Genomic DNA, 24,478 nt, shown 5'->3' on the forward strand with positions numbered 1-24,478 from the left:
CATCAATCCGTCGTTGTATCCAAATTGTAAAATTCAACATCAAAATCTACCGTTTCAAGGGACAATTTTAAGAGATTCAAGATAGGCATAAAGACAGCTTGGTGTATCAGCATATTGAGACAAATCAGAAATTATTGTCCTTTTCGATAAGGATAGTACAACCTTCACTTTTCTAGTAAAATATGGATAATTTCCCTGATTAGCTTCGCCCATAAGTTTTTGAAGAAAAACACATAAAAATTCAATTTCAAATTTACCTCTAAAACTTTTTTGTCGAGTTTTAGCTGCCAGCTCAGATTTCTTAGTATCTAGTTCCTGCTGGGATAGAATAGGCATATTTGAAAACGTAGTATACAAACTCTCAATTGTGTACATTATCGTGATTCGATTTAAGTCAATCTGTACAAAACGTAACACACTAATATCTGAAATATTTAGTTTATTAGACCGCTCTCTTTGACAAGCGATCCAAGTATTTAACAGTTCGACTGCATTATGAAAGTCTTCCTGTAGTTTTGTATAAAGAGCAAGACATCTTTCAAAGTTCTCATCTGATTCTGTTAACTTAAACTCATTTTTCAAAATCTCAGAAAAACATTGAATTGATGTATAAAAGTTTTCTACTGAGTAGCAGGGCGTTTCATATATTCCGGTCATACTCATTTCATTGATTGATTTATCAAAATCTCTATCCACAAAGTAAGCTGCTCTGACATTTGCGTAATGTTTGCGTGATGAGAGCATTCTGTAAATACCTAACACACCCTCCTTACCGTTACAACTAAGGTATATATCTTTCTCTGGTCTTGCAATATTTTTGATTCTAATTCCATAGTATTTACTATCTTCTCCCTCGAAAAAGCAATAAAGTGCTGATTCGTACTGCTTATACAATCTAGTAAACTCAACAAATACTGTGACAGCTTTATTGCGGGAAGCTCTTAACTTATCTACTGACATTCATTTCTCTCGCACAAAAACATCTAGATCGTTAGCATTCAAATCCAACTCGTTATCGAAGATAAATGGGGAATGAGTAACTGCCAAAAGCAGCCTACATTTTCCTGACTTCAAAATATCAGGAAGCAACAGCTTTTGCCATTCAATAGAAAGTGATAATTCTGGCTCATCAAACAACAGAATAAATTCCTCAGAAGATTCTAAATAAATCTTAGAAAAAAGTGATATAATCTGCTTCTCCCCAGATGAAAGATTTCTGATATCAATTGGGCTATTATTTCTAGTTTGAATGATAGATATATCTACATTAGCCTCATCATAGATGATACGCTTTTTACTCAAATACTCATTGCATATTGTAGCAAATTGGTTGATTGAGTCATCCTTCTCTTTTTGCTGCTCATATAAGCCAACCAATTTTGACAAAAAATAAACAAGTTGATCGTATTGAGCAGAATTTATATCTCCAGAACTAACTAACTTTTCAATTCTTGCCCTATCAGATTTTGATATATTTTTTTCACCAACACGGCTCAAAACTATATTCAGTGTTTCAGGTTTAATACTATTTCTCATTTCAGGAGTAATTTCAATACCCTCAACAAACTGGGTGAGAATTTCACCTGTTACCTTTGAAAAAAGATTAAGTGCTGAGTTTTTAATGGCAGTTTTAATCTCGTCAAACTTACCAATAACATCATCCATACCGAATTGAATGAGCTTACCTTCTCCTTCAGCAAAACCTAAACGCTCAAATTTATCTTCTTCATAACCTAAATTTTTTAGATCTTCCTCAATTCTTCTGTATGTTGGAAAATATAGGATGGATTCGTTTAAATTCTCTTGGATAGTTGTTCTAATTTTATCAACTTTATTTTTTTGACTTTCTACTTGATCGCTTCTAGCCCTCAAATCCATCTCTTCTAAGTATTTAGAAGGTATAAGCCCACCATACCTCTCTCTCAAATCTAGTAAGCGTCTACGAAATAAATCGGAGGATGAGCCTTTCCTAGACTCTCTTAGGAGCATATCTATTTCTCGACTGGGTAAATACTGTTTTAGTAAAGAAATCGACTCCACAAAGTCTAGCTTGTAAAATGACTTTAAATCGCTTTTCTTGATTTCGACACTAACCCCAGATGCAAATTCAAGCAATATCGACTCAAAATCTATAGAAATTAATTTGTGAAACTTACAAGATATTGAGTAGTATAGTGCATTTAAAATAGTAGTTTTTCCCGAGCCATTTTCTGCAATTAAAAGAACGGCTTCTTTGTCAAAAGGAATGGTTACATCCTTAAAGCCAAATAAGCCGTTAACTGAAAACGACTTTAACTGGCTTGAGTTCAAATGTTCACCCAATAACATAACTATAAATTTCAGTAGTTGTAGTTAATGATTAAAAGACTCCCAAACTAGCTAATTGCTTATTTGTGGAGATTTTGATATACAACCCATTCATCAACACTATAACTCCAAATTACCGCATTTTTTGTGTCTAGTCAAGTTCTAGTCAATAAAATTATCAAAATTTTACATATCGGTTGGTAGTAATGCCCTACGACACTAAAACCCAATTTGAGGGACTGAAGTCCTTACTACAAACCTAAGTGTGTGCAGTATTGTAACAACTAAAAAACCGGGGGCACGGGGGCACCGCCCCCTACACCGTCCGGGTTTCTCGATGAGTGAAAACTCAACTCAACTCACGTTGTCTTCTTTTTCGTCGCAGTCGCAGTCGCCGCCTTCTTAGTAGTGGTTTTCTTCGCCACCGTCGTCGTCTTCTTAGCAGTCGTTTTCTTCGCCGCAGTCTTCTCAGTTGCAGTCTCCGACTTCGCCGCCGCAGTCTTGGTAGACTTCTTCGACTTGCTAGATTTTCCGCCGCCCGCCGCTTCCTTCGCTGCTAACAAATCCAGTGCTTTTTGTAAGGTGAAATTCTCCACAGATTCATCCTTCGACAAAGAAGCATTGATATCGCCGTGTTTCACGTAGGGGCCGTAGCGGCCGTCGTAAACATTGATCTGTTCTCCCGACTCTGGATGCGCGCCCAATTCCTTTAAAGGTGTCGCTGTTTTGCTGCTACCGCGGACGGCTTTCGGCTGCGATAATAACTCTAAAGCCCGATCGAGCGTTATCGTCAAAACATCGTCCGGCGGCTTGATCGATCGATAATCCTTACCAACCTTACCCTGGTCGTGCACCACATAAGGGCCATACATCCCCAAATTAGCCTGCACCTTCGCCCCCGTCTCCGGGTGAGTCCCCAACAACCGAGGTAGAGTCAACAAACTCACCGCCATATCCAGCGTCACATTATCCTTATCCGTCCCCTTCGGTAAAGAAGAACGCTTCGGTTTCTTGTTCGTTTCCGAAACATCCCCCAACTGAACGTAGGGGCCGTAATTGCCAATCAGCACGTAAATCGGTTCCCCAGTCTCCGGATGGAGACCCAATTTTTCCGGGCCTTCCGTCTTTTGCTTTAACAGAAAATCGACTTTTTCCGGGTCTAAATCTGCCGGAGTCAAATCTTGCGGAATCGATGCTTTTACTTGGCCTTCTTCGTTTTCAGATTCCAGGTAAGCGCCGTATTTACCGATGCAGACTTTTGCCGTGATATTTTCCAATATCACAGTTCGGGCAACTTTCGCGTCAATCTGATTTTCTTGTTCTTTAACTTGGGTGGCGAGTCCCGTTTCCCCTGTATAAAACTTTTGCAAATACGGCAGCCATTTCGCCTCGCCCGTGGCAATTTCATCCAGGGTTTGTTCCATTCGCGAAGTAAAACCCGTGTCTACTAAGTCGGGGAAATGTGTTTCTAATAAAGTCGTGACGGCGAAAGCGGTAAATGTCGGAATTAGCGCGTTAGCTATTAATTTCGCGTATCCGCGATCGACAATTGTACCGATAATACTCGCATAGGTACTCGGACGGCCCACACCCTCGCTTTCCAGCATCTTCACCAGAGAAGCTTCGGTGAAACGGGCCGGAGGCTGAGTTTCGTGCCCAATTGCTTCTAAATCCTTGCAATTAGGTTTATCCCCCACCTTCAGCGCCGGCAAAATCACCTCTTGGTCTTCCAAAGCAGCATCTGGGTCATCGGAACCTTCCACGTAGGCGCGCAAAAAGCCGGGAAAATCAATGCGTTTCCCGCTGGAACGGAAACCGGCATCTTCTACCTGAGTTAATACCGTGACGTGAGTTTGGCGCGAATCCGCCATTTGCGAAGCGACAGTCCGCTTCCAAATCAAATCGTAAAGGCGGAAATCAATCCCATCCAATCCAGTTTGCTGTGGCGTCCGAAAAGTGCTGCCGGCCGGGCGGATAGCTTCGTGGGCTTCCTGGGCTCCTTTGCTTTTCGTCGTGTATTTGCGCGGTTGGGGGCTGAGGTATTCGCTACCGTAAAGTTCTTGCACGCAACTGCGGGCGGCTTGGATCGCCTGTTCGGACAAATGCACCGAATCCGTCCGCATATAGGTGATAAAACCGCGTTCGTACAAACTTTGGGCAATTCGCATGGTTTCCCGCGCACCCAGCCTCAGCTTGCGGTTAGCCTCCTGCTGCAAAGTCGAGGTCGTAAACGGTGGCGAGGGTTTGCGGGTGACTGGCCGTTCTTCGATATTACCGACAGTCCAGGGTTTGTTTTGAATGCGCGAGAGTAAAGCCCGCGCCTGTTCTTCGTTGAGCAAAAGTACGCGGCGGCCTGCGATAATTTGTCCGGTATTTTCATCGAAATCGCTACCGTTGGCAACTTTTACATTCCCCACTGTCACGAGTTTGGCATCAAAAGCACCCCCCTGTCCCCCCTTGCTAAGGGGGGGATTGTCCGAAGCCCCCCCCTTACCAAGGGGGGGGTTGGGGGGGGTCAAACTTGCTTTCAAATCCCAGTAGCTACCTTGGCGGAAGGCGCGGCGTTCCCGTTCCCTGCGTACCAAAAGCCTGACTGCGACGGACTGGACTCGCCCTGCGGACAAACCCCAGGCGATTTTCTTCCACAGTAGCGGAGATAGCGTGTATCCGACGAGTCGATCGAGAATCCGGCGAGTTTCCTGGGCTTGTACTACTCGATTGTCGATATCGCGGCAGTGGGTTAGGGCGTCGCGAATGGCTTCGCGGGTGATTTCGTGAAACACCATCCGCTTGATGGGCACTTTGGGTTTGAGGATTTGCAGCAAATGCCAGGAAATGCTTTCGCCTTCCCGGTCTTCGTCAGTGGCTAGAATCAGTTCTGTGGCGTCTTTGAGGGCATCTTTGAGTTCTTTAACAATTTTCTTTTTATCTTTGGGGATGACGTAAAGTGGTTCAAAGTCTGCCTCCACGTTGACGCCGAGTTGCGCCCATTTTTCTCCTTTAACCGCTTCTGGTATTTCTTCGGCGGAGGATGGTAGGTCGCGCACGTGGCCCATAGATGCCTCTACCCGGTACGTAGAGGGCAGGAAGTTCCGAATGGTACGGGCTTTTGTGGGAGATTCGACGATGACTAAAGTTGACATGGCATCTTTTTATATATGGATGGCGGCGCAGTTAGAGTGTCTAATTTACAGAGTGTAGGTCGGATGTCAAGGCTTAGGGGAACTTTAGGGGATTATTTCAAATTACCTTAATGTTTAAGTTACTGCCGATCGGGTTGCAGGTTACAAGCTGATGGGATTTTACTGCTTTTGGGGCAAAGACCGGGAACCCTTGTCTCTGCAAGATGCACGGAATATCTCTCACCTGACTCTAGCAGAATTGGCGGTAACTGGATGCTGAGACTGTTGGATGCGGGCGGATGGTTCCTCTGTTGTAGATTTTCTATTTTTCGATTTGAGATTGGGCAAGATTTGATGGTTTCCCCGCAAAAAAAACTTGAAATGCGATCGAGAATTTGTCAAATAGTCGATCGCACTCACCAGCTAACATCAGATATTGTGGGACTAATTCTTGATACCATTTTGGGAGCGCGTTGCGATCGACACTAGGCAAGATTGCGTAAATATTTGATTAATAGTATTCCTCAAGTGCGGATTCATCGACTATCCTCAAACAAAGAGCGATAATCGAGCGACGCAGCAAGCGACAATATTTATAGTATGGCGTTGAAGTGGATATTCGATATATAGCCTTTCTCAGAAAGATGAGGTACTTGACGGCCAAACCGGCCAAACCGGCCAAACCGGGCTATGGGCATAGCGCATAGCGCATAGGCCAAACCGGCCAAACCGCGCATACCTCACCACGCTTGAGAACCGCTATAGCCTTTGTGAAAAGTAGTGAAAAGTAGGGTGTGTCGCCACCGACAATTCTGGCTCTTGACCAAGATTCAATAGCGACGCACCACCGCCATCATCAAAGAGATAACTAAGCAAGATTTAGTATAGTATGGCGTTGAAGTGGATATTCGATATAGCCTTTGTGAAAAGTAGGGTGTGTCCCCACCGACAATTCTGGCTATTTACCAAGATTCAGTAGCGACGCACCACCGCCATCATCAAAGTGAAAAGTAGGGTGTGTCGCCACCGACAATTCTGGCTATTTATCAAGATTCAGTAGCGACGCACCACCGCCATCATCAAAGGGGTAACTAACCAAGATTTAGTATAAAATGGCGTTGAAGTGGATATTCGATATTATTATCACGATCAAACTTATTGCATAAATTTTCGGCCGACCGCAGATGTAAGGCTGATAGACACAAATAAACGCAGATGCTTTTTAAGAAGCGATCGAATCTTATGTATCAAAACAAACAGCCGCAAATGTAGCAACTTCTGTCAGGCTTTAGTTGGTCTCAAGAGATAACCTTGAGATAGCCAAGGAGGATATTTTGTGAATGTAAAAGCTTTTGATGCCTATCGCTCTCGATTTCAGAAATTACTTGAATACATTGATGCCAATCTGGAAGAAAATCTCAGTGTAGATGAACTTAGCATTATTGCTGCGTTCTCAAAATATCATTTTCACCGACAGTTTTCTGATTTTTTCGGAATCGGCGTATACAAATACGTCCAGTTAAATCGCTTGAAGCGCGCCTCTTATCAGCTCGCATTTCGCGATCGCCCGATCGTCGATATTGCCCTCACAAGTGGCTACGAAAGCCCTGAAGCATTTGCTCGCGCATTCAAGAAGAGCATAGCACAAACTCCTTCTGAATTCAGAAAGCAGCCACAATGGGAAGCTTGGCACGCAACTTACCAACAATTAAGCGAACTGAGGAGCCAACACATGAAATCGGATACATACGCTGAACAAGTCAAAATCGTCATCTTCAAAGAAACCAAGGTTGCGGCCCTCGAACATCGGGGAGATCCGCAGCTAATCGGCAACTCTGTCCGCCAATTTATCGAGTGGCGCAAGCAGAACAATCTACCTCCCAAGGTTAGCAAAACTTTCAACATTGTCGTAGACAATCCAGCGGAAACTGCGCCGGAAGACTATCGCCTTGATATTTGTGCAGCCACGGATCGTAATGTTACAAAAAACTCATTCGGGGTGAAGGAAAAAATTATCCCTAGAGGTCGTTGTGCCGTACTGCGGTATACTGGTTCTAACGATAATCTCGATGCAGCAGTAAGATATCTTTACTCCGAATGGTTGCCACAAAGCGGTGAAGAACTCCGAGACTTTCCGCTATATTTTGAGAGAGTAAGTCTCTTTCCAGACGTACCTGAATCTGAGGCGATTACTGACGTGTTTCTTCCATTAAAGTAGTTGAGTTCTAGACGGATGGGTGGCCAGAAACCGGGTTTTTTACTCGCTCTATGGACTACAGCGAATGATTTTCTCCAAAAACCCGGTTTCTTTGATGGTGGTGCGTCCAGGACTGTAGTTGAGTCCAACTAATGCCAAATCAGGGCAAACATCCCCTTGATGTCAATATTATTCGTAGGGTGCGTCGCCACCGACAATTCTAGCTATTGACAACGATTTAAGTAGCGACGCACCACGCCAGATAGTAAAGGGGATAACTAACCCCGATTTGGGATAATGCCAATTTAAAAAAATATTGCTACAGTCATTAATTAGAGAGAAATTATCTGTTATGTGCATAACTCCCCGCCGGACACGGCATTGCCGTTTCCCTACAAATGATCTCCTCTAATTTCATCGTTTGATAGCTAAAAATTTATGGCTTTTGAATTTGACCATCTCTTCATCTTGACTGATATTGGTGCTCCAGAAGCCGAGATCCTTTCATCCTTCGGTTTAGTCGAGGGCTTGTCTAGAATCCATCGCGGACAAGGTACAACCAATCGCTGTTTCTTTTTCCCTAACGCGATGTTGGAATTGTTATGGATTCACGATCCAGAAGAGGCGCAATCTGAGCCAATTCGTCGGACTCGTCTGTGGGAGCGATCGACAAATCGGAACAATGGCGCCTGTCCCTTCGGCATCTGTTTGCGTCCAGGCACAGATTCTCCTGACAAAATTGCATTTTCTAGTTGGGCCTATCATCCACCTTATTTACCTGAAACAATCAGCATCGCGGTAGCCACAAATAGCGATAATTTGGCTGAACCGATGCTGTTCCAAATTCCCTGGGGAAAACGTCCAGATTCATCCTCTGCTGAGAAATTACAGCCTCTGGAACATGGTGTTGGTTTCCGCGAAATTACTCGTGTAGAATTAGTCAGTCCTGCTGCCAATAATCCATCACCAGAACTGCAAGCAGTAATTGATACAAATCAGGTCAAATTAAGGAGGGGAACCGAGGATTTTTTAGAGATGGGTTTTGATGGAGAAGTGCAGGGTAAACTGGTAGATTTCCGACCTGGATTGCCGCTGATTGTGAGTTGGTAGCGTGAATCGGCAACCTTAGATAGACTTTATGTAGGACAAAAAAATGTTGACAGTTGACAGTTGACAGTTGACAGTTGACAGTTGATGCGACCTCTCCCGGTCAGTCAGAGGATTCGAGCAACGAACAGTCTGCTTTTAATTTCTCCCTATAAGGGAGAGGCTTTCAACCAATTCTTTCTGGTAACGATCGCCCTTGGAGAAAATGGCTAATATAGTTAGTTCGCGAGGGCGGGGTGGTCAGAAACCGGATTTTTTAACGAAAAGACGCCTTGTCGCCAGCACATGAGGTGAAAAACCCGGTTTCTTAGGTCTTAAGATTTCATTCAGTTGACCTGGGACAGTTGACAGTTGACGAAAGGAAAGCGACCTCTCCCGGTCAGGAATAGGATTGGAGTAATAAATAGTTTTCTTTTAATTTCTCCCGATCGGGGTTCCGGCTTTAAACCAATTCTTTCTGGTAAGTCTTGATAGTTATAAAATAACCTTGTAGTCCCAATAGTATCGTCCGATGAACAAGAAAAATCGATTAGCAGCTCAAGCGATCGCAGCCCTGGTAACTATAGCATTAACTGTTGCACTTTTTATCGATTACCCAGTCGTCGCTCAAAATCCTCGCGCCAATTCCCCCACACCCACACGAACCGCAACAACCGCAGCCAATGCGGCAGCAAAATCCCCAGACATTCCCCAACCTTCGTTGAAAAGTCCGCCAAATACTGACAAGCCAACTGAAGTTTCCCTAGGTTTTTACCTGATCGACCTCGGTCGCATTAATCAATCAGATGAGACTATCGATGTCAGCGGCTATTTTGCTGCAAGTTGGCAAGATTCGCGCCTAGCATTTGACCCGAAAGCAGTTGGCGACACAGTAATGCGCTACACTCCCGAAAAAATATGGGAACCAAATTTAACAATTGTGAATGCTTCGTCAGCAGCGAAAAGAGTTGCGCTGGAATTAACCGTCCAACCCGACGGGACTGTCAATTATCTAGAACTCGTTAACGCGACGGTATCGTCGGACTTAGATTTGAAAAAGTTTCCCTTTGACTCGCAAACTGTGAAGATTGTTTGGGAATCCTTATCTTTTGATGACCAACGTGTAGTGTTTAAAGAAAATCCAACGCAGACTGGATTCAGCGAAGATCCTTTCGTTTCTTTATCCGAATGGAAAATTCTCGGTATCAACACCCCCATCACTAGCAACAAATTTATCAAAGAAAATAAAACCTATGCGCGATACACATTTGAAATCAAACTCAAACGTAATTACCAGTTTTACATATTTAAGGTCTTTATTCCCCTGCTGCTAATTACGCTGATTTCTTGGGCGACTTTTTGGATCAATGCGAACACGGCTTTTGCCACTCAGATGAGTTTAGGCATTACCAGCACCCTCACGGCAATAACTTTTAACTTCACCGTTGCTAATTCTTTGCCGAGATTATCTTACATGACTATGCTGGACGCATACATATTTATCTGTTACATCTTTTTCTTCTCGTCGATTATGGCTAATGTCAGCGTGCATTTCTTGCTAAACAACCACGAAAAGCCAGAATTCACCGTTGGGGTGGTGAGAAAGTTTCGCTGGATATTTCCCTTAGCTTTTATCTTCTGTCAATCTCTAGTAATGACAATTTTTTTCTTGCAACACTGAACCAGAAATATTGTTTTAAATTGAGTTGAGGAATTCAATGGCGATCGCCCTACACTAATCCTATTTGGTATTAATGAGTTCTGTAAGCTGTCGGTGTCATGCCAGTCAACTGCCGAAACTGTTTGCTCAAATGACTGTGGCTGTTAAACCCACATTCTAAAGCAATTTCCACAATCGATCGCTCTTTTTGCTTTAACAACTCCTTCGCCCGTTCGATCCGTTGTTGCAGCAGATACTGATAGGGAGCTATGCCGATCGCCTGTTTGAACATATGGCTAAAATGAAACTGACTCATGCCCAGCAACGCAGCTAAATCTGCCAGCTTAATGTCTTGACTTAGATGTTCGTTTATGTATTCCAAGACTAGAAGAACTTGACGCTCGGGCAAACCACCATCGTAAATTGTCAGGCGCGGTTTGGCAGTAAAGTATTGTCTGAGCAAATTCACTGCTAGGACATTTGAAAGCGATTCGATGTAGAGATTTGGGCCTAAATTCTGCTGTTGCACTTCCGAAAGCAGCATAATGCCGATCGACTCAATTTGTCGATCGCGCGTCCGAAATTCCGGGAGCAATTCCAGCCGATCTGGATTCATCTCAAAAGCTTCTCTGGCAACGCTTTCGATGAAACGAGATGCAATCCGAATCTGCAAGTAGCGATCGTCACTATCCCAACGGGCAAAAAACGGCATCTTTGCAGGCGTGATGGAAATGTCACCTTTGGCGTACAGCCCTGCGTAGGTTTTGCCTCCCTGGATTTGCAGCAAGCGAACAGGGCGAGGTGCAAGAGACAGACTAATTGTGTGTTCATCGCCGTAGTGACTGCTTCCCTTGGCGCTGAGGACTTTTTGGCATTCGGTGGCGTCGCCAAAACGAAACCGGGGCGGCGCTTTAGGTAGATCCAAGTCCATCGTGCCGTGAGTCTGCACAGAACCCAGGATGAGGTTCATGAATGGATTTTGCGTCGGCGGTGTCCAACAGGTAAAGGCATAGCGCCCTCCTGGTTTGAGTACCCTCCAAGCCTCGGCGATTGCTTGCTCTGGGTTGGCAAAATGGAGGATGCCCAAGCTACAGACAACCCGATCGAACTCACCCGACTCAAAAGGCAGGTTCTCGCCGTCCCCTTGATAGAATTCGCCTTCGGGACATCGGGAACGGGCAATGGCTAACATATTTTCCGACAAGTCTAGTCCCGCGATCGCAGCTTATCGATCGGCAGCAGCCGCAGACAGCCACCCTGTCCCGCAGGCGACATCGAGCAATCGCATACCACGCCAGACTCCCACCGCATCCAATATAGATTCGTTGACTTGAGCTGTTACCTTTGCGATCGGGCGATCCTATCTTGTCGCTACGCGATCGAATCCGTCGCGCTCGAACTGTTTGAATGCCGAGCTATCGATGGGAGAAATATCTGTCATTTGTCATTTCTTAAATAAGTTGTATTATTTTAGGAATAATTCTGATTTGATTGTATAGAGCTTGGGAGACAGTTTGCCCTTGCAGACTGACAACTGGCAGCAAGATTGTGATAGTGCCACAGGAATTAGATAGCTGCATATGGATGGTTTCCCTAAGCTGGAATGGTGATTAACCAGAAGGAACTATGGCACACATTCTACACATTGATTCCAGTCCGAGGGGAGAAAAATCGCACTCTCGCAGGCTTAAAACAGAATTTTTCCAACAATGGAAACAAGCGCATCCGGCTGATGTCGTTACCTATCGAGATCAATGCTCGCGTCCAAGTCGCTCAACTGGCAGGAAGGTAAAATCATGCAGCAACATCTGATTGTGCAACAACATTTCGCATTGAAGTTGTTCGCGGCACTGGGCTGCGGGCTGATGGCGGGAGTCTTCTTTGCCTTCTCAACCTTCGTGATGAGCGCCCTTGCCCGACTCCAACCAGCACAGGGCATTGCCGCCATGCAAGCCATTAACATCACAGCAATCAATCCGTTGTTCATGACGGCGCTCTTTGGAACGGCTGCGGCTTGCATCTTTCTGGCGGTTTTCTCGCTATTAAAGTGGTATCAACCAGGTGCTGCCTATTTGCTGATTGGTAGCTTGTTGTATCTCGTCGGCACGGTATTCGTGACGATCGCACTCAATGTACCGCTAAACGATGCGCTGGCGAAAGTCGAGCCTGGTAGCGCTGAGGGCGCGAAACTATGGGCTAGCTACCTTGTGAATTGGACAATCTGGAATCATATTCGATCGGCAGCAGCACTAGGGGCAGCCGCATTGCTCATTATTGGGCTTTGCGATCGATCGGCAGAACCGTAGAAATGACCCTTGGCATGACCTCCGACGCTGCTGTGATTCGCCACTGGCTGCTGGACGGTAAGGCGATACAGCAGCATCCCAGCGCTCAACAACCTTGTTGTGCCGTCATCCCTGTATAGAACCGATTGAGGGTTAATCCAGGTTTTTGTAAAGATATGTTACAAGTTAACGATATATCGCGACCTATCGCGATATATCGTTATACTGAAGTCAGTTGATTTAGGACTGACCTATGTTTAGAAACTTTTTGTTCCGCTTTCCGGTATTGGCATCAGTGGGCGATCGAGGCGATCGCCCAGGATTAGATTGGTTTGTATTCCAACATGACGAACATCACGGGAAAGAGCGCGGGAGACATCATGGCAAACATCACGGAAGACCTCGCCACCACGAATCACTTGATAGAAACTGGGGAGACGAACATCGAACTCGCCGAGGCGACATTAAATTTATTCTGTTGGAGATGCTTTCCGATGGGCCCAGTCATGGTTACAACTTGATCAGAGAAATGGAAAGCCGCTATGGTGAATTCCGTCGTCTCAGTCCTGGTTCAGTCTATCCCACACTTCAAATGTTAGAAGAAGGGGGCTATTTAACCAGCGAGCAAGTAAGTGGCAAGCGCGTTTATACGATTACTGATACTGGCAAGAAACTCCTAGCAGAGCGTTCCCAGGAAAGCCCGTCGGACTCTTCTAAAGAACTCCGCAATGTGCCTCCAGAATTCAGTGAATTGCGGAACACTGTAACTGACCTATCTGTTTTAGTGATGCAGATAGCTCGCAGCCGTAACACGTCCCGAATGAGTCAAGTGCGCGAACTGTTAGAGCAAGTCAAACGAGATATTCACGGAATGTTGGCAGAAAAATCCATTGAGAAAGATGTATAGTTCAATACTCCGGACATAATTTTGGCTGATTTTAAGAACTAAAGCCCGGGCCGTGGGCTGGATCTTTTTTTTAAAGTCAGGGGTGGAGCCTAACGAGAGGAAAAAAGCACAATCCTTGAAATTAAAGCCAAAAAAGTGTTACAGAACCGTTCAAAAAACTGTCCTGACTATTGCCTTAAAAAAGCGACAGTCAAGGTAAAGAGGCAAATATGGAGTTGCAGGGAACCCCGATATCCGAAGTCGAAATAGATGCAGCCCTCGTCTACAAATTGTTAGAAAACCAGCACCCAGATTTGAAACACCTGCCGGTGCATCTCGTTGATTGTGGTTGGGATAATGCAATGTTTCGGCTGGGCGAAGAGTTTTCTGTACGACTTCCGCGCCGAAAAGTAGCAGCCGCACTAATCGAAAACGAGCAAACTTGGCTGCCGCTTTTGGCCGATCGACTTTCTCTACCTGTTCCAACCCCTTACAGAGTGGGCAAGCCAGCACAGGGCTATCCTTGGCGGTGGAGTGTATTGCCCTGGCTGCCCGGTGTGGCTGCGGATTTAGAAGCACCCCATGCCAATCAGGCAAAACGCTTTGCTTCATTCTTGCGATCGTTGCACGTACCTGCACCATTGAATGCGCCATCAAATGCGTACCGCGGCGTACCGTTGCAGCAGCGGGCAGCTTCTGTTGAGGAACGGATGCAACGGTTGAAGGCGAAAACTAACCTGATTAATCGAGAGATCGAAAACGTTTGGAATCGGGCTTTAAACGCGCCTGTTGACGTTGAGGCAAGATGGCTGCACGGCGACCTTCACCCGCGCAATGTGCTTGTTGCCAACGGTGCGATCGCGGGGATTATTGATTGGGGCGACATGACATCTGGGGATATTGCGACAGATATTGCTGCTATTTGGATGCTTTTTGGCGATCGAAATGCACGCCAACGGGCGATCGTAGAATATGCAAATGTTTCTGAAGCAACACTGCAACGCGCTAAGGGATGGGCGGTACTTTTTGGTGTTGTGTTTCTAGACACAGGGTTAATTGATAATCCAAGGCACGCGCTAATTGGGGAGAAAATATTGCGACGTGTTTCTGAGGATGGATAATATTATGTGCGGTCAAAAACCAGCCATCAACACTGTTCGATCGTTCGGAATGCAAGTCCTCTATTTGAGCGGACTTGCATTCCGAACGATCGAACCATTAAAACCGTTTGCTCCTGAGGACTGAGCGTCCGCATCCCCAGAGTAGGACTTGCATTCCGAACGATCGAACCATTAAAACCGTTTGCTCCTGAGGACTGAGCGTCCGCATCCAAGAGTAGGACTTGCATTCCGAACGATCGAACCATCAAAAGGGACATCGTTTTTATCGGAGCGGTTTCAACCGCCGAGTCCCCGCCGAATCCCCGGCAACAAACATAGGCCCAACTGGGATCGCGAAGCTGTAATCAGTTACAATCCAGTTTGGTAAAGAATTTTTACGAGCTCACTGCCCATTACAGCCTTCCCTAGCCTGTATTACCCAACCTGCCTGAAAATATGGATTTTGCTACTCTTGCAGCCCAGCTAAATGCTGGAACTATCTTACCCGAGGGAATTGTCATCATCACCCTCTTGGTGGTTCTCCTAGGCGATTTAATTGTAGGCCGCAGTTCCTCGGGTTGGACTCCCTACGTTGCCGTTGCGGGTTTGCTGGCCGCCGTCGGTGCCTTGTGTTTGCAGTGGGATAACACTAACACTATCTCGTTTCTGGGCGGTTTTAACAGCGATGCCTTGAGTTTGTTGTTTCGCGGAATTATCGCTTTAACTGCGGCTGTCACTATTTTGATATCCGTCCGCTACGTACTGCAAACGGGTACGGCTTTAGCGGAATTTATCGGCATTTTGCTCACTGCTACTTTGGGGGGAATGTTCCTCAGCGGCGCTGATGAATTGGTGATGATTTTTATTTCGTTGGAAACTCTGAGTATCTCGTCTTATTTGCTGACGGGTTACACAAAACGCGATCCGCGTTCCAATGAAGCTGCTTTGAAATATTTGTTAATTGGTGCATCTTCTTCGGCGGTGTTTCTCTACGGTATTTCGCTGCTGTACGGATTGTCTGGCGGCCAAACTACGCTAAGTGCGATCGCAGCTAACCTTTCTACTGTTAATAACGGTGAATCTCTCGGTTTAGTGATTGCATTGGTTTTTGCGATCGCCGGAATCGCCTTCAAAATTTCCGCAGTTCCTTTCCACCAATGGACTCCAGACGTTTACGAAGGTTCGCCGACACCCGTTGTCGCCTTCCTTTCCGTCGGTTCCAAAGCAGCCGGTTTTGCCCTAGCCATCCGGTTGTTAACAAGTGCATTCCCCGCACTCACAGAACAGTGGCACTTCGTATTCACAGCCTTAGCCATACTCAGCATGGTGTTAGGCAATGTGGTGGCCCTCGCCCAGACTAGCATGAAGCGGCTTTTAGCTTATTCGTCGATCGCCCAAGCCGGATTTGTAATGATTGGTTTAGTTGCAGGAACCGAAGCCGGTTACTCCAGCATGATATTTTATATGTTGGTTTACCTGTTTATGAACCTAGGCGCTTTCGCCTGCATCATCCTGTTCTCGCTGCGGACAGGAACCGATCAAATCAGCGAATACTCCGGTTTGTATCAAAAAGATCCGCTGCTAACATTAGCATTGAGTATTTGCCTGCTTTCTCTCGGCGGAATTCCGCCGCTGGCTGGATTTTTCGGCAAAATTTATCTATTTTGGGCTGGCTGGCAAGCTGGACTTTACGGCTTAGTTATCCTGGGATTAATTACCAGTGTAGTTTCAATTTACTACTATATCCGCGTCGTCAAGATGATGGTAGTAAAAGAACCTCAAGAAATGTCGGACTCCGTGAAAAATTATCCGCCAATTCGCTGGACGCTTCAGGGAATGCGGCCTTTGCAGGTTAGCGTTGTACTCACCTTAGTTGCCACAACTTTGGCAGGTATCCTATCGAATCCTTTGTTTAATTTGGCTAACGATTCTGTCACCAAAACTCCGATGTTGCAATCGGCATTGAGTCACGTTGTCCCGATTTCTGCTGCGAAAGTTGAATCGAATCTTTTGTCTCGCAACGATTAATCTCAGCGCATTTTGAAAGATGAGAAAGCGCCTAAATGTAACAATTTGGGCGCTTTTTGTATCTAAAAAATCGGTTCGTAGTGAGGACTTCAGTCCTCTGAATTTGATGCGGACTGAAGTCCTCACTACGAACAGCTCCTATGATATACTATTCGTTATAATTTTAACTAGCAAATTAATATAAATGACCAAAGAACACACCTACCGCATCCATACTGTTTGGACTGGTGCCAGTCAATGTTCTACTGTATCTTATGATGCTTATTCTCGGGAGTATACAATAAATATCGAGGGTAAGCCACCATTTATTGGTTCAGCAGACCCAACTTTTAGAGGCGATGCTGCACTGTACAATCCTGAAGACTTATTGGTAATGTCGCTGTCAGCTTGCCATATGTTGAGTTATCTTGCTTTATGTGCTCGTGCTGGGATTCGGGTAATTTCTTACTCGGATGAAGCTACGGGAAAGATGGCACAAAAAGATGGCAAAATTCGGTTTACAGAGGTAATTTTGCATCCGCAAGTCACCATAGAAGCTGGTAATGATTTAGAAAAAGCACGCAGTTTGCACGAGAATGCACATCATGTTTGTTATATCGCTAATTCGGTGAATTTTCCAGTGCTAAATGAACCAACAGTTATTGAATTCAATGGTTCTGAAGTCAAGGATTAAAAAATAGTCGCAATCGCCAATGAATTAAATCAATGGTTGTTTCAGGAACACGAAGGAGAAGCCGCGACAGTTGCTTTCACTTCCCTGGGAATGCAAATGTCAATGAGCAAGATTTATAATAAAGTAGTATTCGAGACGGAGGAAATAGAAGTGCAGCAGTAATTTTCTTTTTTGTGAGGACTAAAACCCTCAGAAAAAGTCAACCCTCTCAAAAAAAATCGGTTCGTAGTGAGGACTTTAGTCCTTCTTTTGCTGAGAACTAAAATCTGACCACAAACACCTATTAAATAGGAAATAAAATCGCATGAATGTCATCTGGATGCTGTTAAAAGCTTCGTGGTTAAATGTTTCCATCGCCATCCTCACAGGCTTAATTAGCGGCGGTTGCAGCGCCCAATTAATTGCCCTGATCAACCGCGCCATCAGCGATAATTCAAATCAAAATTTAGTCGGGTACTTTGCCGGATTAGCAGTTTTAGCCCTAGTTACCGGCGTTATATCTCAATTTTTGTTAATCTATCTTTCCCAAGAAGCTGTTTACAATCTGCGGCTGAGTTTGAGTCGAGGGATTTTGTCTTCTCCTTTGCGACACTTGGAAGAATTGGGCGCTAATCGCTTGATGGCTACTCTCACTGATGATGTGGGAACGCTTTCTAATACTATATTTTTGATTCCTTTTCTCTGCGTTGATATGGCCGTTGTTGTCGGCTGTTTGACTTATTTGAGCACGCTGTCTGGGACGGTTTTTGCCGTTGTATTTGCTTTCTTAGCTTTGACGATTGCTACGGTACAGTTGCTGCTGAACAAAATGCGGAAGTTTTTTGATTTGGCGCGGGAAGAACAAGATGTATTGTTCAAGCATTTTCGCAGCATTACTGAAGGAATTAAGGAATTGAAACTGCATTCGTCGCGCCGCCAAGAGTTTTTTGATGAGGAGTTGCAGGTAAGTGCTGCTGATTCTCGCGATTACAATTTGCAGGCGTTGAATACCGCAGCAGTGGCGACGGGAGTCGGACAATTGCTATTTTTTATGCTGATTGGTTTGCTGTTGTTTGCTGTGCCGAAATTTGTGGCAGTTTCTACACCTGTTTTGTCAGCTTATATTCTGACAAGTACCTATTTGATGTCTCCGTTTCAGAATATTTTGCAAAGGTTGCCGGCTATTTTTAGGGCTAATACTTCTGTGGAGAAGATTGAGAGAATGGGATTGGCTTTGGCGAGTAAAGCTGAGATAACTGCTGCGGTTCAACCAGTGAAAAATGCTGATTGGAAAATGCTGGAGTTGAAGCGGGCTACTCACAGCTATCCGGGAGATAGGGAAGATAGTAATTTTGTTTTAGGCGAAATTAGTTTAAAGTTTCATCCTGGTGAGTTGGTGTTTATTGTGGGTGGAAATGGCAGCGGTAAGTCTACTTTGGCTAAATTACTTACTGGTTTGTACATTCCTGAATCGGGAGAGATTCTCTTAGATGGACAGCCGATTAGTAATGACAACAGAGAGTGGTACAGGCAGCATTTTTCTGCTATTTTTTCGGATTTCTATTTATTCGATCGCCTTTTGGGGATGACTAATCACGATTTGGACAATCAGGCGGCTGAATATTTGCGAGAGTTTCATTTGGATAATAAGGTTGAGGTGAAAGATGGTGTTTTGTCAACTACGGCTTTGTCTCAGGGACAGCGAAAGCGGTTGGCTTTGCTGACGGCTTATTTGGAAGATAGGCCGATTTATTTGTTTGATGAGTGGGCTTCGGATCAAGATCCGTTTTTTCGGGATATTTTTTATAAGCAGTTGTTACCTGAGTTGAAGCGGCGCGGTAAAACTGTGTTTGTGATTAGTCATGACGATCGCTATTTTGATGTAGCCGATCGCGCAATTAAACTAGATTACGGTAAAATTGAGTATGACCGACAAAATGGATAAGTACCGAATTGTGGAAACTTTGACCGAAAATCAGGTTTCCGACTTGATGGATTTGTACAAAAACGAGTTTTGGTGCGACAAGCGGAAGCGGGAGGATGTGGTGAAAATGCTGGCCGCTACTGATGTTATTATTGGTTTGGTCGATGAGGGCGATCGACTAATTGGCTTTACCCGCGTCATGACTGATTTCGTCTACAGAGGCACAATTTTTGATGTGATTGTCCACCCAACATACAGAAAGACGGGACTGGGTAAGGTGTTGATGGATGCAGTCTTAAATCATCCGCAACTTCAAGCCGTGGAGAATATGAGTCTTAACTGTTTGCCGAAAATGATACCATTTTACAAACGCTGGGGTTTCACTGACGATATCGGTGAAATGAAGTTTATGCGAAAAATGCGGTAAATTTAGTTTGTTCAAATCCCTAATTTTTCTCGAATTATTTCGGCTTTGAAACCTACTAACACAGCCGTTCCATCTTTAACAAAAAGAGGACGTTTCAGCAGCATTGCATCTCTAGCAAAGGCTTCCACCCATTTTTCACTCGTCCACTCTTTCTTGTCGTCGCCCAACGCGCGGTAAGATTGACCGGAAGTATTTCGCATTGGTTGAAAACCTAAAGTAGCTACCCAGTTGTGAATGGTTTCGCGAGTGGGTGGCTGTTCTTTTGTATTAATAAACTCGTAAGTGACAGCGTTATCTTGGAGCCACTGGATAGCTTTTTTGCAGGTGCCGCAGTTGGGAATTCCGTAAATTTGAATTGACATATAGGAACAGTGGACAGTTGACAGTTGACAGTTGACAGTTGACAGTTGACAGTTGACAGTGGACAGTTGACAGTTGACAGTTGACCGAAGAAGGAAGAAAAGTAATGGTTTTAGGAATTAAGAACGTTTTAAATCTCTTAGCGGTTACTATACTAATGACTAATCACTAATGACTAATGACTAATGACTAATGACTAATGACTCTTGACTAATCTAGCTTGTTGAACCCATTGTTGCACGCGATCGACTGAAGGAGTCAAATCATTGCGCTGCATTGTCGCTACGTGGAGTCTGAGGATTTGTTGGTGCAGTCTCTCCACGGGCATTTGAGCCAATTGAGCGGCTGAAGCAACGCCTGCGTGCAGCAACAGCCCGCAATACTGACAGCCTACACTCGGAATTCGAGCCAGCTCTGCCATTGCTACCCATTTATTAATATGTTGAACGTTAATCTGTAATTGATGTGCTAGCAACACTTTCGCCGCCGGTGTTTTCGTCATCCGAATTAGTTGTCCGATTGTTGTGATGCCGCACTCTTCTAGTTGAGACTGGTTTGCGTTGCTCAATCCCGGCAAGTGTTCGATCGGCCAATCGCGTACTTGCACGGAAGTTTTAGAAGCTGTGTGAGAAGTTTTCATATTTTTTTTCAGTGAATTTACTTATACTTTAAAGTCTCAAATATACGATCGTCAATAGATGCTATTACTCATGTCACAAAATCAACAACAATTAGAGCGGCAAATTTGGCAGCTCGCGGCTGTTGAATCGTTGCTGTCTTGCTTGTGCAGTAGCACTTTCAGCCTTTTTATTCTTGCCGGCGGCGAAGGTTCCTGGTGAACAAAATCATGCCTGCGATGACGACAAAGACGATCGACAACATAGCACAAATATCGCAGCAAAAAAGAAAATAAAGATGAGACTTTCCCCCGCAATGGCTGCTAAATTTGAAGTCAGGACTTTTGTGCTGTAATGCCTAGAATCAAAGGACTGAAGTCCTGATTACGAACCAAACTCAAAAGTATGAATTTTTACCCATGCAAATTACAAAAGGTGATGAATTGTTAAGAAATATTTTACACGAACGGCGGCAAAAACTGGCCAGTTTAATTGATTTTCCTGTAATTCTCTGGTCTGGTCGCAGCATTTCTCGGAATTATCCGGCACTTGTTTATCCTTTTCGCGCCAGCAGTCACTTTCTATATTTTGCTGGTTTGCCGTTAGAAAATGCTGCGATTCGTTTAGAATCTGGGAAGCTAGAACTGTTCTTAGATGATGCCGATCCTAGCAGCACGCTTTGGCACGGGGAAATGCCGAAAAGAGCGGAAATTGCTGAACAAATTGGGGCTGATGCTGCTTGGACAATGAGTGAGTTGAAAGCGCGATCCTCTTCGAGGCCTGGGCTAACGACAAATGCAGCTACGATCGCCCTTCAGGATAGCTCGATCCGGTTGCAGCAGTCGGATATTCTCGATCGGCCTTTAGCACCCTCCAAATCGCCAACGGGCATCGATCTAGAATTGACTCAGGCGATCGTATCGCTGCGCCTGAACCACGACGCAGCCAGTTTGGTGGAATTGCGTCAAGCTGCGGCTGTCACTGTAGAAGCTCACAAAGCGGGCATGAGGGCAACTCCAACAGCTAAGATGGAAGCGGGTGTGCGGGCTGCAATGGAAAGTGTCATTATCTCCGAAAATATGACCTGCGCCTACCCAAGTATTGTCACCGTGCACGGGGAAGTCCTGCACAGCGAACACTATCACAATCCGCTACAACCAGGAGATTTGCTGTTAGCAGATGTTGGTGCCGAATCATCAATGGGATGGGCGGCTGATGTGACGCGCACTTGGCCGGTTTCTGGCAAATTTTCGCCGACTCAAAGAGCGATTTATGATGTGGTTTTGGCAGCGCACGATGCTTGTATCGAGCAAATTAGTCCGGGCGTGGAATATCAAGACATTCACCTGTTAGCTGCTCGAATTATGGCAGCAGGATTGGTCGATTTGGGCATCTTGCGGGGCCATGTTGAAGATTTGGTAGAAATGGACGCTCACGCGCTGTTTTTTGTGCACGGTATCGGACATTTAATCGGTTTAGATGTTCACGATATGGAAGATTTGGGAGATTTGGCTGGCTATGAAGCGGGGAGACTGAGAAGCAGTCGGTTTGGGTTGGGTTTTTTGCGGCTGAATCGAGTTTTGCGTCCGGGAATGCTGGTATCGATCGAACCTGGATTTTATCAAGTTCCGGCAATCTTAAACGATCCGAAAAATCGCGCAAAATATAAAGATTTGGTAAATTGGGACGAGTTGGAAAAATTCGCAGATGTCCGGGGAATACGCATAGAAGATGATATACTTGTCAGCGAAGGGGGTAGAGAAGTATTGACAGGGAAATTGCCAACAAAAGCTCTGGAGATTGAGGAGTTAGTTGCGGTAAGTGCATGAGTATCGATCGCCAAAAGTGCGATCGCCCGCAGTTCCATCTGGTGTGACCACCATAAACAAATATGAATAAAGCTTGGCAAATAAGTTTTTTTGTGCTAGTTGAAAAACTAGCTGTACAAGTCCAAAAAATCGCAGCACGGAGACTAGCACGCATTTTTCGGACACCTGTAGTCGCGCCGCCGCGGATGCAATCTGCACCTTTGCCTAGCAATGAAGCCGACAGACTAAAAGCACTTCACCGCTACAATGTTCTCGATACAGATGCCGAAGCAGCTTTTGATGACCTCACAGCTTTAGCCTCCTATATTTGTGGCACTCCTATTGCTTTAGTCAGCTTAGTAGATACTAACCGACAGTGGTTTAAATCAAAAGTCGGTCTGGACGCTCCAGAAACTCCTAGAGAGATAGCTTTTTGCTCTCACGCTATTCTAAATCCCAATGAATTGCTCGTTATACCTAATGCCCTAGACGACGATCGCTTTGCCGGCAATCCGCTAGTAACTTCCGATCCAAATATTAGGTTTTATGCTGGGGCGCCGCTAGTAACTCCTGAGGGTTTCCCCATTGGCACTTTGTGCGCGATAGACACAGTTCCTCGCTATCTCACCCCAGAACAACTAGAAGCCTTGCGGACTTTAGGAAGGCAAGTTATTAGCCAAATGGAGTTGCGAATTAATTATGCTAAATTAAAGCGCGCACAAATCAGGCACCAACAAGTAGAAGCCAAACTTCGTTCTACTGACGAGCAAATTGTCAATTTTTTAGAAGGCATGAGCGATGCTTTTTTGGCTCTCGACCCCCAATGGCGATTTACTTACGTCAATTACAAAGCATCGCAATTTTTGCGGCGCGCTCCGGAAGAACTTTTTGGTAAAAATTTTTGGGAAGAGTTTCCTGATTTAGTAAATTCCGAATTTTATAAAGAGTCTCATGAAGCTGTCGCCAAACAAGTTGGAGTAAGTTTTGACAAATATTATGCTCCTTTAAAAGTGTGGTTGGAAGTCCGAGCTTTTCCTTCTCACGATGGACTTTCTGTATTCTTTCACGATATCACCAAGCGCAAAAAGATGGAATCTGCTCTCAGAAAAGAACAGAAAAAAACAGATAGTTTGCTGCTAAATATTTTGCCAGAAGCTATTGCAGATAGGTTGAAGCAGGAACCGGGGGTAATTGCCGATAAGTTTGAAAATGCCACAATTCTTTTTGCTGATTTGGTGAATTTTACCCAAATTTCTAATACCATGTCGGCAACGAAATTGGTATACTTGCTGAATGAAATTTTCTCAACTTTTGACGAACTGACTGACAAGCACGGGTTGGAAAAAATTAAGACGATCGGGGACGCTTATATGGTAGTAGGTGGCATTCCGATTGAACGCCCAGATCACGCAGAGGCGATCGCCGAAATGGCACTGGATATGCTAGCGGCTATTCAGGAATTAAATCTGAAGCTAGACTCAAATTTTGACATCCGCATCGGGATTAATAGCGGCCCGGTGGTGGCGGGGGTAATCGGTACTAAAAAATTCATTTACGATTTGTGGGGAAATGCGGTGAATACAGGTAGCCGCATGGAATCTCACGGCATCCCCGGCCGCATTCAAGTTAGCATCTATACTTATGAGTTGTTGTCGGACAAATATGAATTTGAAGAGCGTGGTTTGATCGAGATTAAGGGTAAAGGGGAAATGCGGACTTATTTTTTGACGGGTAGAAAGACAGAAGGCGAGATGGAAATCGGAGAGTAAATCAAATTAAGTGCACTAGGGTGTGTCAGCTAGGAAGATTTTCGGGAAAAACTCACAATCTCACAACTGACGCACCCGGGGATAAATGGTGCGTCAGAATCAGATTGTCCGTGAGGATTCAGAATTATTTTGGCTGACGCACCCAGAGGCTGACTAAATCAAATTAAGTGCAGTAGGGTGTGTCAGCTAGGAAGATTTTCGGGAAAAACTCACAATCTCACAACTGACGCACCCGGGGATAAATGGTGCG

At 44.9% G+C, this 24,478-nt stretch carries 22 protein-coding genes; 16 read left to right on the forward strand and 6 right to left on the reverse strand.

Translation table 11 applies throughout. The annotated features are described in order from the left end of the window. Positions 1–54: 54 nt before the first annotated feature. The 3 genes from QUB64_RS01550 to topA all read right to left on the reverse strand — a co-directional run bounded on the left by QUB64_RS01550 (position 55) and on the right by topA (position 5,450). Positions 55–960, reverse strand: a complete 906-nt coding sequence (locus tag QUB64_RS01550) for a DUF4435 domain-containing protein (protein ID WP_333274020.1) — start codon at positions 958–960, stop codon at positions 55–57. Then, positions 961–2,328 (reverse strand): AAA family ATPase, encoded by a 1,368-nt coding sequence (locus QUB64_RS01555; protein WP_333274017.1) that lies wholly within the window; start codon positions 2,326–2,328, stop codon positions 961–963. Positions 2,329–2,666: 338 nt separating this feature from the next. Beyond that, positions 2,667–5,450 carry a type I DNA topoisomerase gene (gene topA / locus QUB64_RS01560; RefSeq protein ID WP_333274014.1) on the reverse strand — a complete coding sequence of 928 codons (2,784 nt, stop codon included), beginning with the start codon at positions 5,448–5,450 and terminating at the stop codon, positions 2,667–2,669. Between the two features lie 168 nt (positions 5,451–5,618). Between topA and QUB64_RS01565 the strand changes: the two genes are divergently transcribed. The 4 genes from QUB64_RS01565 (at position 5,619) to QUB64_RS01580 (ending at position 10,393) form a co-directional block, all read left to right on the forward strand. Next, a complete protein-coding gene (locus QUB64_RS01565) occupies positions 5,619–5,918 on the forward strand; it encodes a hypothetical protein (protein ID WP_333325393.1) in 300 nt (99 codons plus the stop codon). Between the two features lie 847 nt (positions 5,919–6,765). Beyond that, a complete protein-coding gene (locus QUB64_RS01570) occupies positions 6,766–7,647 on the forward strand; it encodes an AraC family transcriptional regulator (protein ID WP_333274009.1) in 882 nt (293 codons plus the stop codon). 417 nt (positions 7,648–8,064) lie between these two features. Beyond that, positions 8,065–8,736, forward strand: coding sequence for a hypothetical protein (locus QUB64_RS01575; RefSeq protein WP_333274007.1), 672 nt, complete (start codon positions 8,065–8,067; stop codon positions 8,734–8,736). Between the two features lie 508 nt (positions 8,737–9,244). Continuing rightward, on the forward strand, positions 9,245–10,393 hold the full coding sequence (locus QUB64_RS01580; protein WP_333274005.1) for a hypothetical protein: 1,149 nt from the start codon (positions 9,245–9,247) through the stop codon (positions 10,391–10,393). Between the two features lie 70 nt (positions 10,394–10,463). Here QUB64_RS01580 and QUB64_RS01585 read toward each other — a convergent pair whose 3' ends face one another. Further along, the gene (locus QUB64_RS01585; RefSeq protein ID WP_333274002.1) at positions 10,464–11,564 is read right to left on the reverse strand and encodes a helix-turn-helix domain-containing protein; all 1,101 of its coding nucleotides are present in this window, start codon (positions 11,562–11,564) and stop codon (positions 10,464–10,466) included. On the opposite strand from QUB64_RS01585, the gene QUB64_RS01590 reads away from it, so the two are divergent. The 10 genes from QUB64_RS01590 to QUB64_RS01635 all read left to right on the forward strand — a co-directional run bounded on the left by QUB64_RS01590 (position 11,554) and on the right by QUB64_RS01635 (position 19,674). Beyond that, positions 11,554–11,706, forward strand: a complete 153-nt coding sequence (locus QUB64_RS01590) for a hypothetical protein (protein WP_333273999.1) — start codon at positions 11,554–11,556, stop codon at positions 11,704–11,706. The two genes, QUB64_RS01585 and QUB64_RS01590, sit on opposite strands and share 11 nt — an antisense overlap. A gap of 292 nt (positions 11,707–11,998) precedes the next feature. Next, complete coding sequence (locus tag QUB64_RS01595; protein ID WP_333273996.1) at positions 11,999–12,184, forward strand: NAD(P)H-dependent oxidoreductase; 186 nt, start codon at positions 11,999–12,001, stop codon at positions 12,182–12,184. Further along, complete coding sequence (locus QUB64_RS01600) at positions 12,127–12,678, forward strand: anthrone oxygenase family protein (protein ID WP_333273994.1); 552 nt, start codon at positions 12,127–12,129, stop codon at positions 12,676–12,678. Before QUB64_RS01595 ends, QUB64_RS01600 begins: the two co-directional genes overlap by 58 nt. A 232-nt stretch (positions 12,679–12,910) precedes the next feature. Continuing rightward, positions 12,911–13,564: a PadR family transcriptional regulator gene (locus tag QUB64_RS01605; RefSeq protein ID WP_333273991.1), complete on the forward strand. Its 654-nt coding sequence runs from the start codon at positions 12,911–12,913 to the stop codon at positions 13,562–13,564. A gap of 215 nt (positions 13,565–13,779) precedes the next feature. Then, positions 13,780–14,664 carry an aminoglycoside phosphotransferase family protein gene (locus QUB64_RS01610; protein ID WP_333273988.1) on the forward strand — a complete coding sequence of 295 codons (885 nt, stop codon included), beginning with the start codon at positions 13,780–13,782 and terminating at the stop codon, positions 14,662–14,664. Positions 14,665–15,099: 435 nt separating this feature from the next. Beyond that, positions 15,100–16,671, forward strand: a complete 1,572-nt coding sequence (locus tag QUB64_RS01615; protein ID WP_333273985.1) for an NAD(P)H-quinone oxidoreductase subunit N — start codon at positions 15,100–15,102, stop codon at positions 16,669–16,671. A 184-nt stretch (positions 16,672–16,855) separates the two neighbouring features. Next, on the forward strand, positions 16,856–17,344 hold the full coding sequence (locus tag QUB64_RS01620; protein ID WP_333273983.1) for an OsmC family protein: 489 nt from the start codon (positions 16,856–16,858) through the stop codon (positions 17,342–17,344). Between the two features lie 36 nt (positions 17,345–17,380). Continuing rightward, the gene (locus tag QUB64_RS01625) at positions 17,381–17,506 is read left to right on the forward strand and encodes a hypothetical protein (RefSeq protein WP_333273980.1); all 126 of its coding nucleotides are present in this window, start codon (positions 17,381–17,383) and stop codon (positions 17,504–17,506) included. A 142-nt stretch (positions 17,507–17,648) separates the two neighbouring features. After that, positions 17,649–19,268 (forward strand): cyclic peptide export ABC transporter, encoded by a 1,620-nt coding sequence (locus QUB64_RS01630; RefSeq protein ID WP_333273977.1) that lies wholly within the window; start codon positions 17,649–17,651, stop codon positions 19,266–19,268. Continuing rightward, on the forward strand, positions 19,249–19,674 hold the full coding sequence (locus tag QUB64_RS01635; protein WP_333273974.1) for a GNAT family N-acetyltransferase: 426 nt from the start codon (positions 19,249–19,251) through the stop codon (positions 19,672–19,674). Before QUB64_RS01630 ends, QUB64_RS01635 begins: the two co-directional genes overlap by 20 nt. A gap of 11 nt (positions 19,675–19,685) precedes the next feature. Here the strand turns inward: QUB64_RS01635 and QUB64_RS01640 are convergent, their stop codons facing one another. Continuing rightward, positions 19,686–20,036 carry a Spx/MgsR family RNA polymerase-binding regulatory protein gene (locus QUB64_RS01640; protein WP_333273971.1) on the reverse strand — a complete coding sequence of 117 codons (351 nt, stop codon included), beginning with the start codon at positions 20,034–20,036 and terminating at the stop codon, positions 19,686–19,688. Between the two features lie 194 nt (positions 20,037–20,230). Continuing rightward, a complete protein-coding gene (locus QUB64_RS01645) occupies positions 20,231–20,674 on the reverse strand; it encodes a DUF4332 domain-containing protein (RefSeq protein ID WP_333273968.1) in 444 nt (147 codons plus the stop codon). A 396-nt stretch (positions 20,675–21,070) separates the two neighbouring features. Here QUB64_RS01645 and QUB64_RS01650 point away from each other — a divergent pair, with 396 nt between their 5' ends. Next, positions 21,071–22,480, forward strand: a complete 1,410-nt coding sequence (locus QUB64_RS01650) for an aminopeptidase P family protein (protein ID WP_333273966.1) — start codon at positions 21,071–21,073, stop codon at positions 22,478–22,480. 185 nt (positions 22,481–22,665) lie between these two features. Continuing rightward, positions 22,666–24,228: an adenylate/guanylate cyclase domain-containing protein gene (locus QUB64_RS01655; RefSeq protein ID WP_442921624.1), complete on the forward strand. Its 1,563-nt coding sequence runs from the start codon at positions 22,666–22,668 to the stop codon at positions 24,226–24,228. The last annotated feature ends 250 nt before the right edge of the window (positions 24,229–24,478 follow it).

Origin of the sequence: Microcoleus sp. Aus8_D2 (genome assembly GCF_036702665.1) — a bacterium.
Taxonomy (GTDB): Bacteria; Cyanobacteriota; Cyanobacteriia; order Cyanobacteriales; family Microcoleaceae; genus Microcoleus.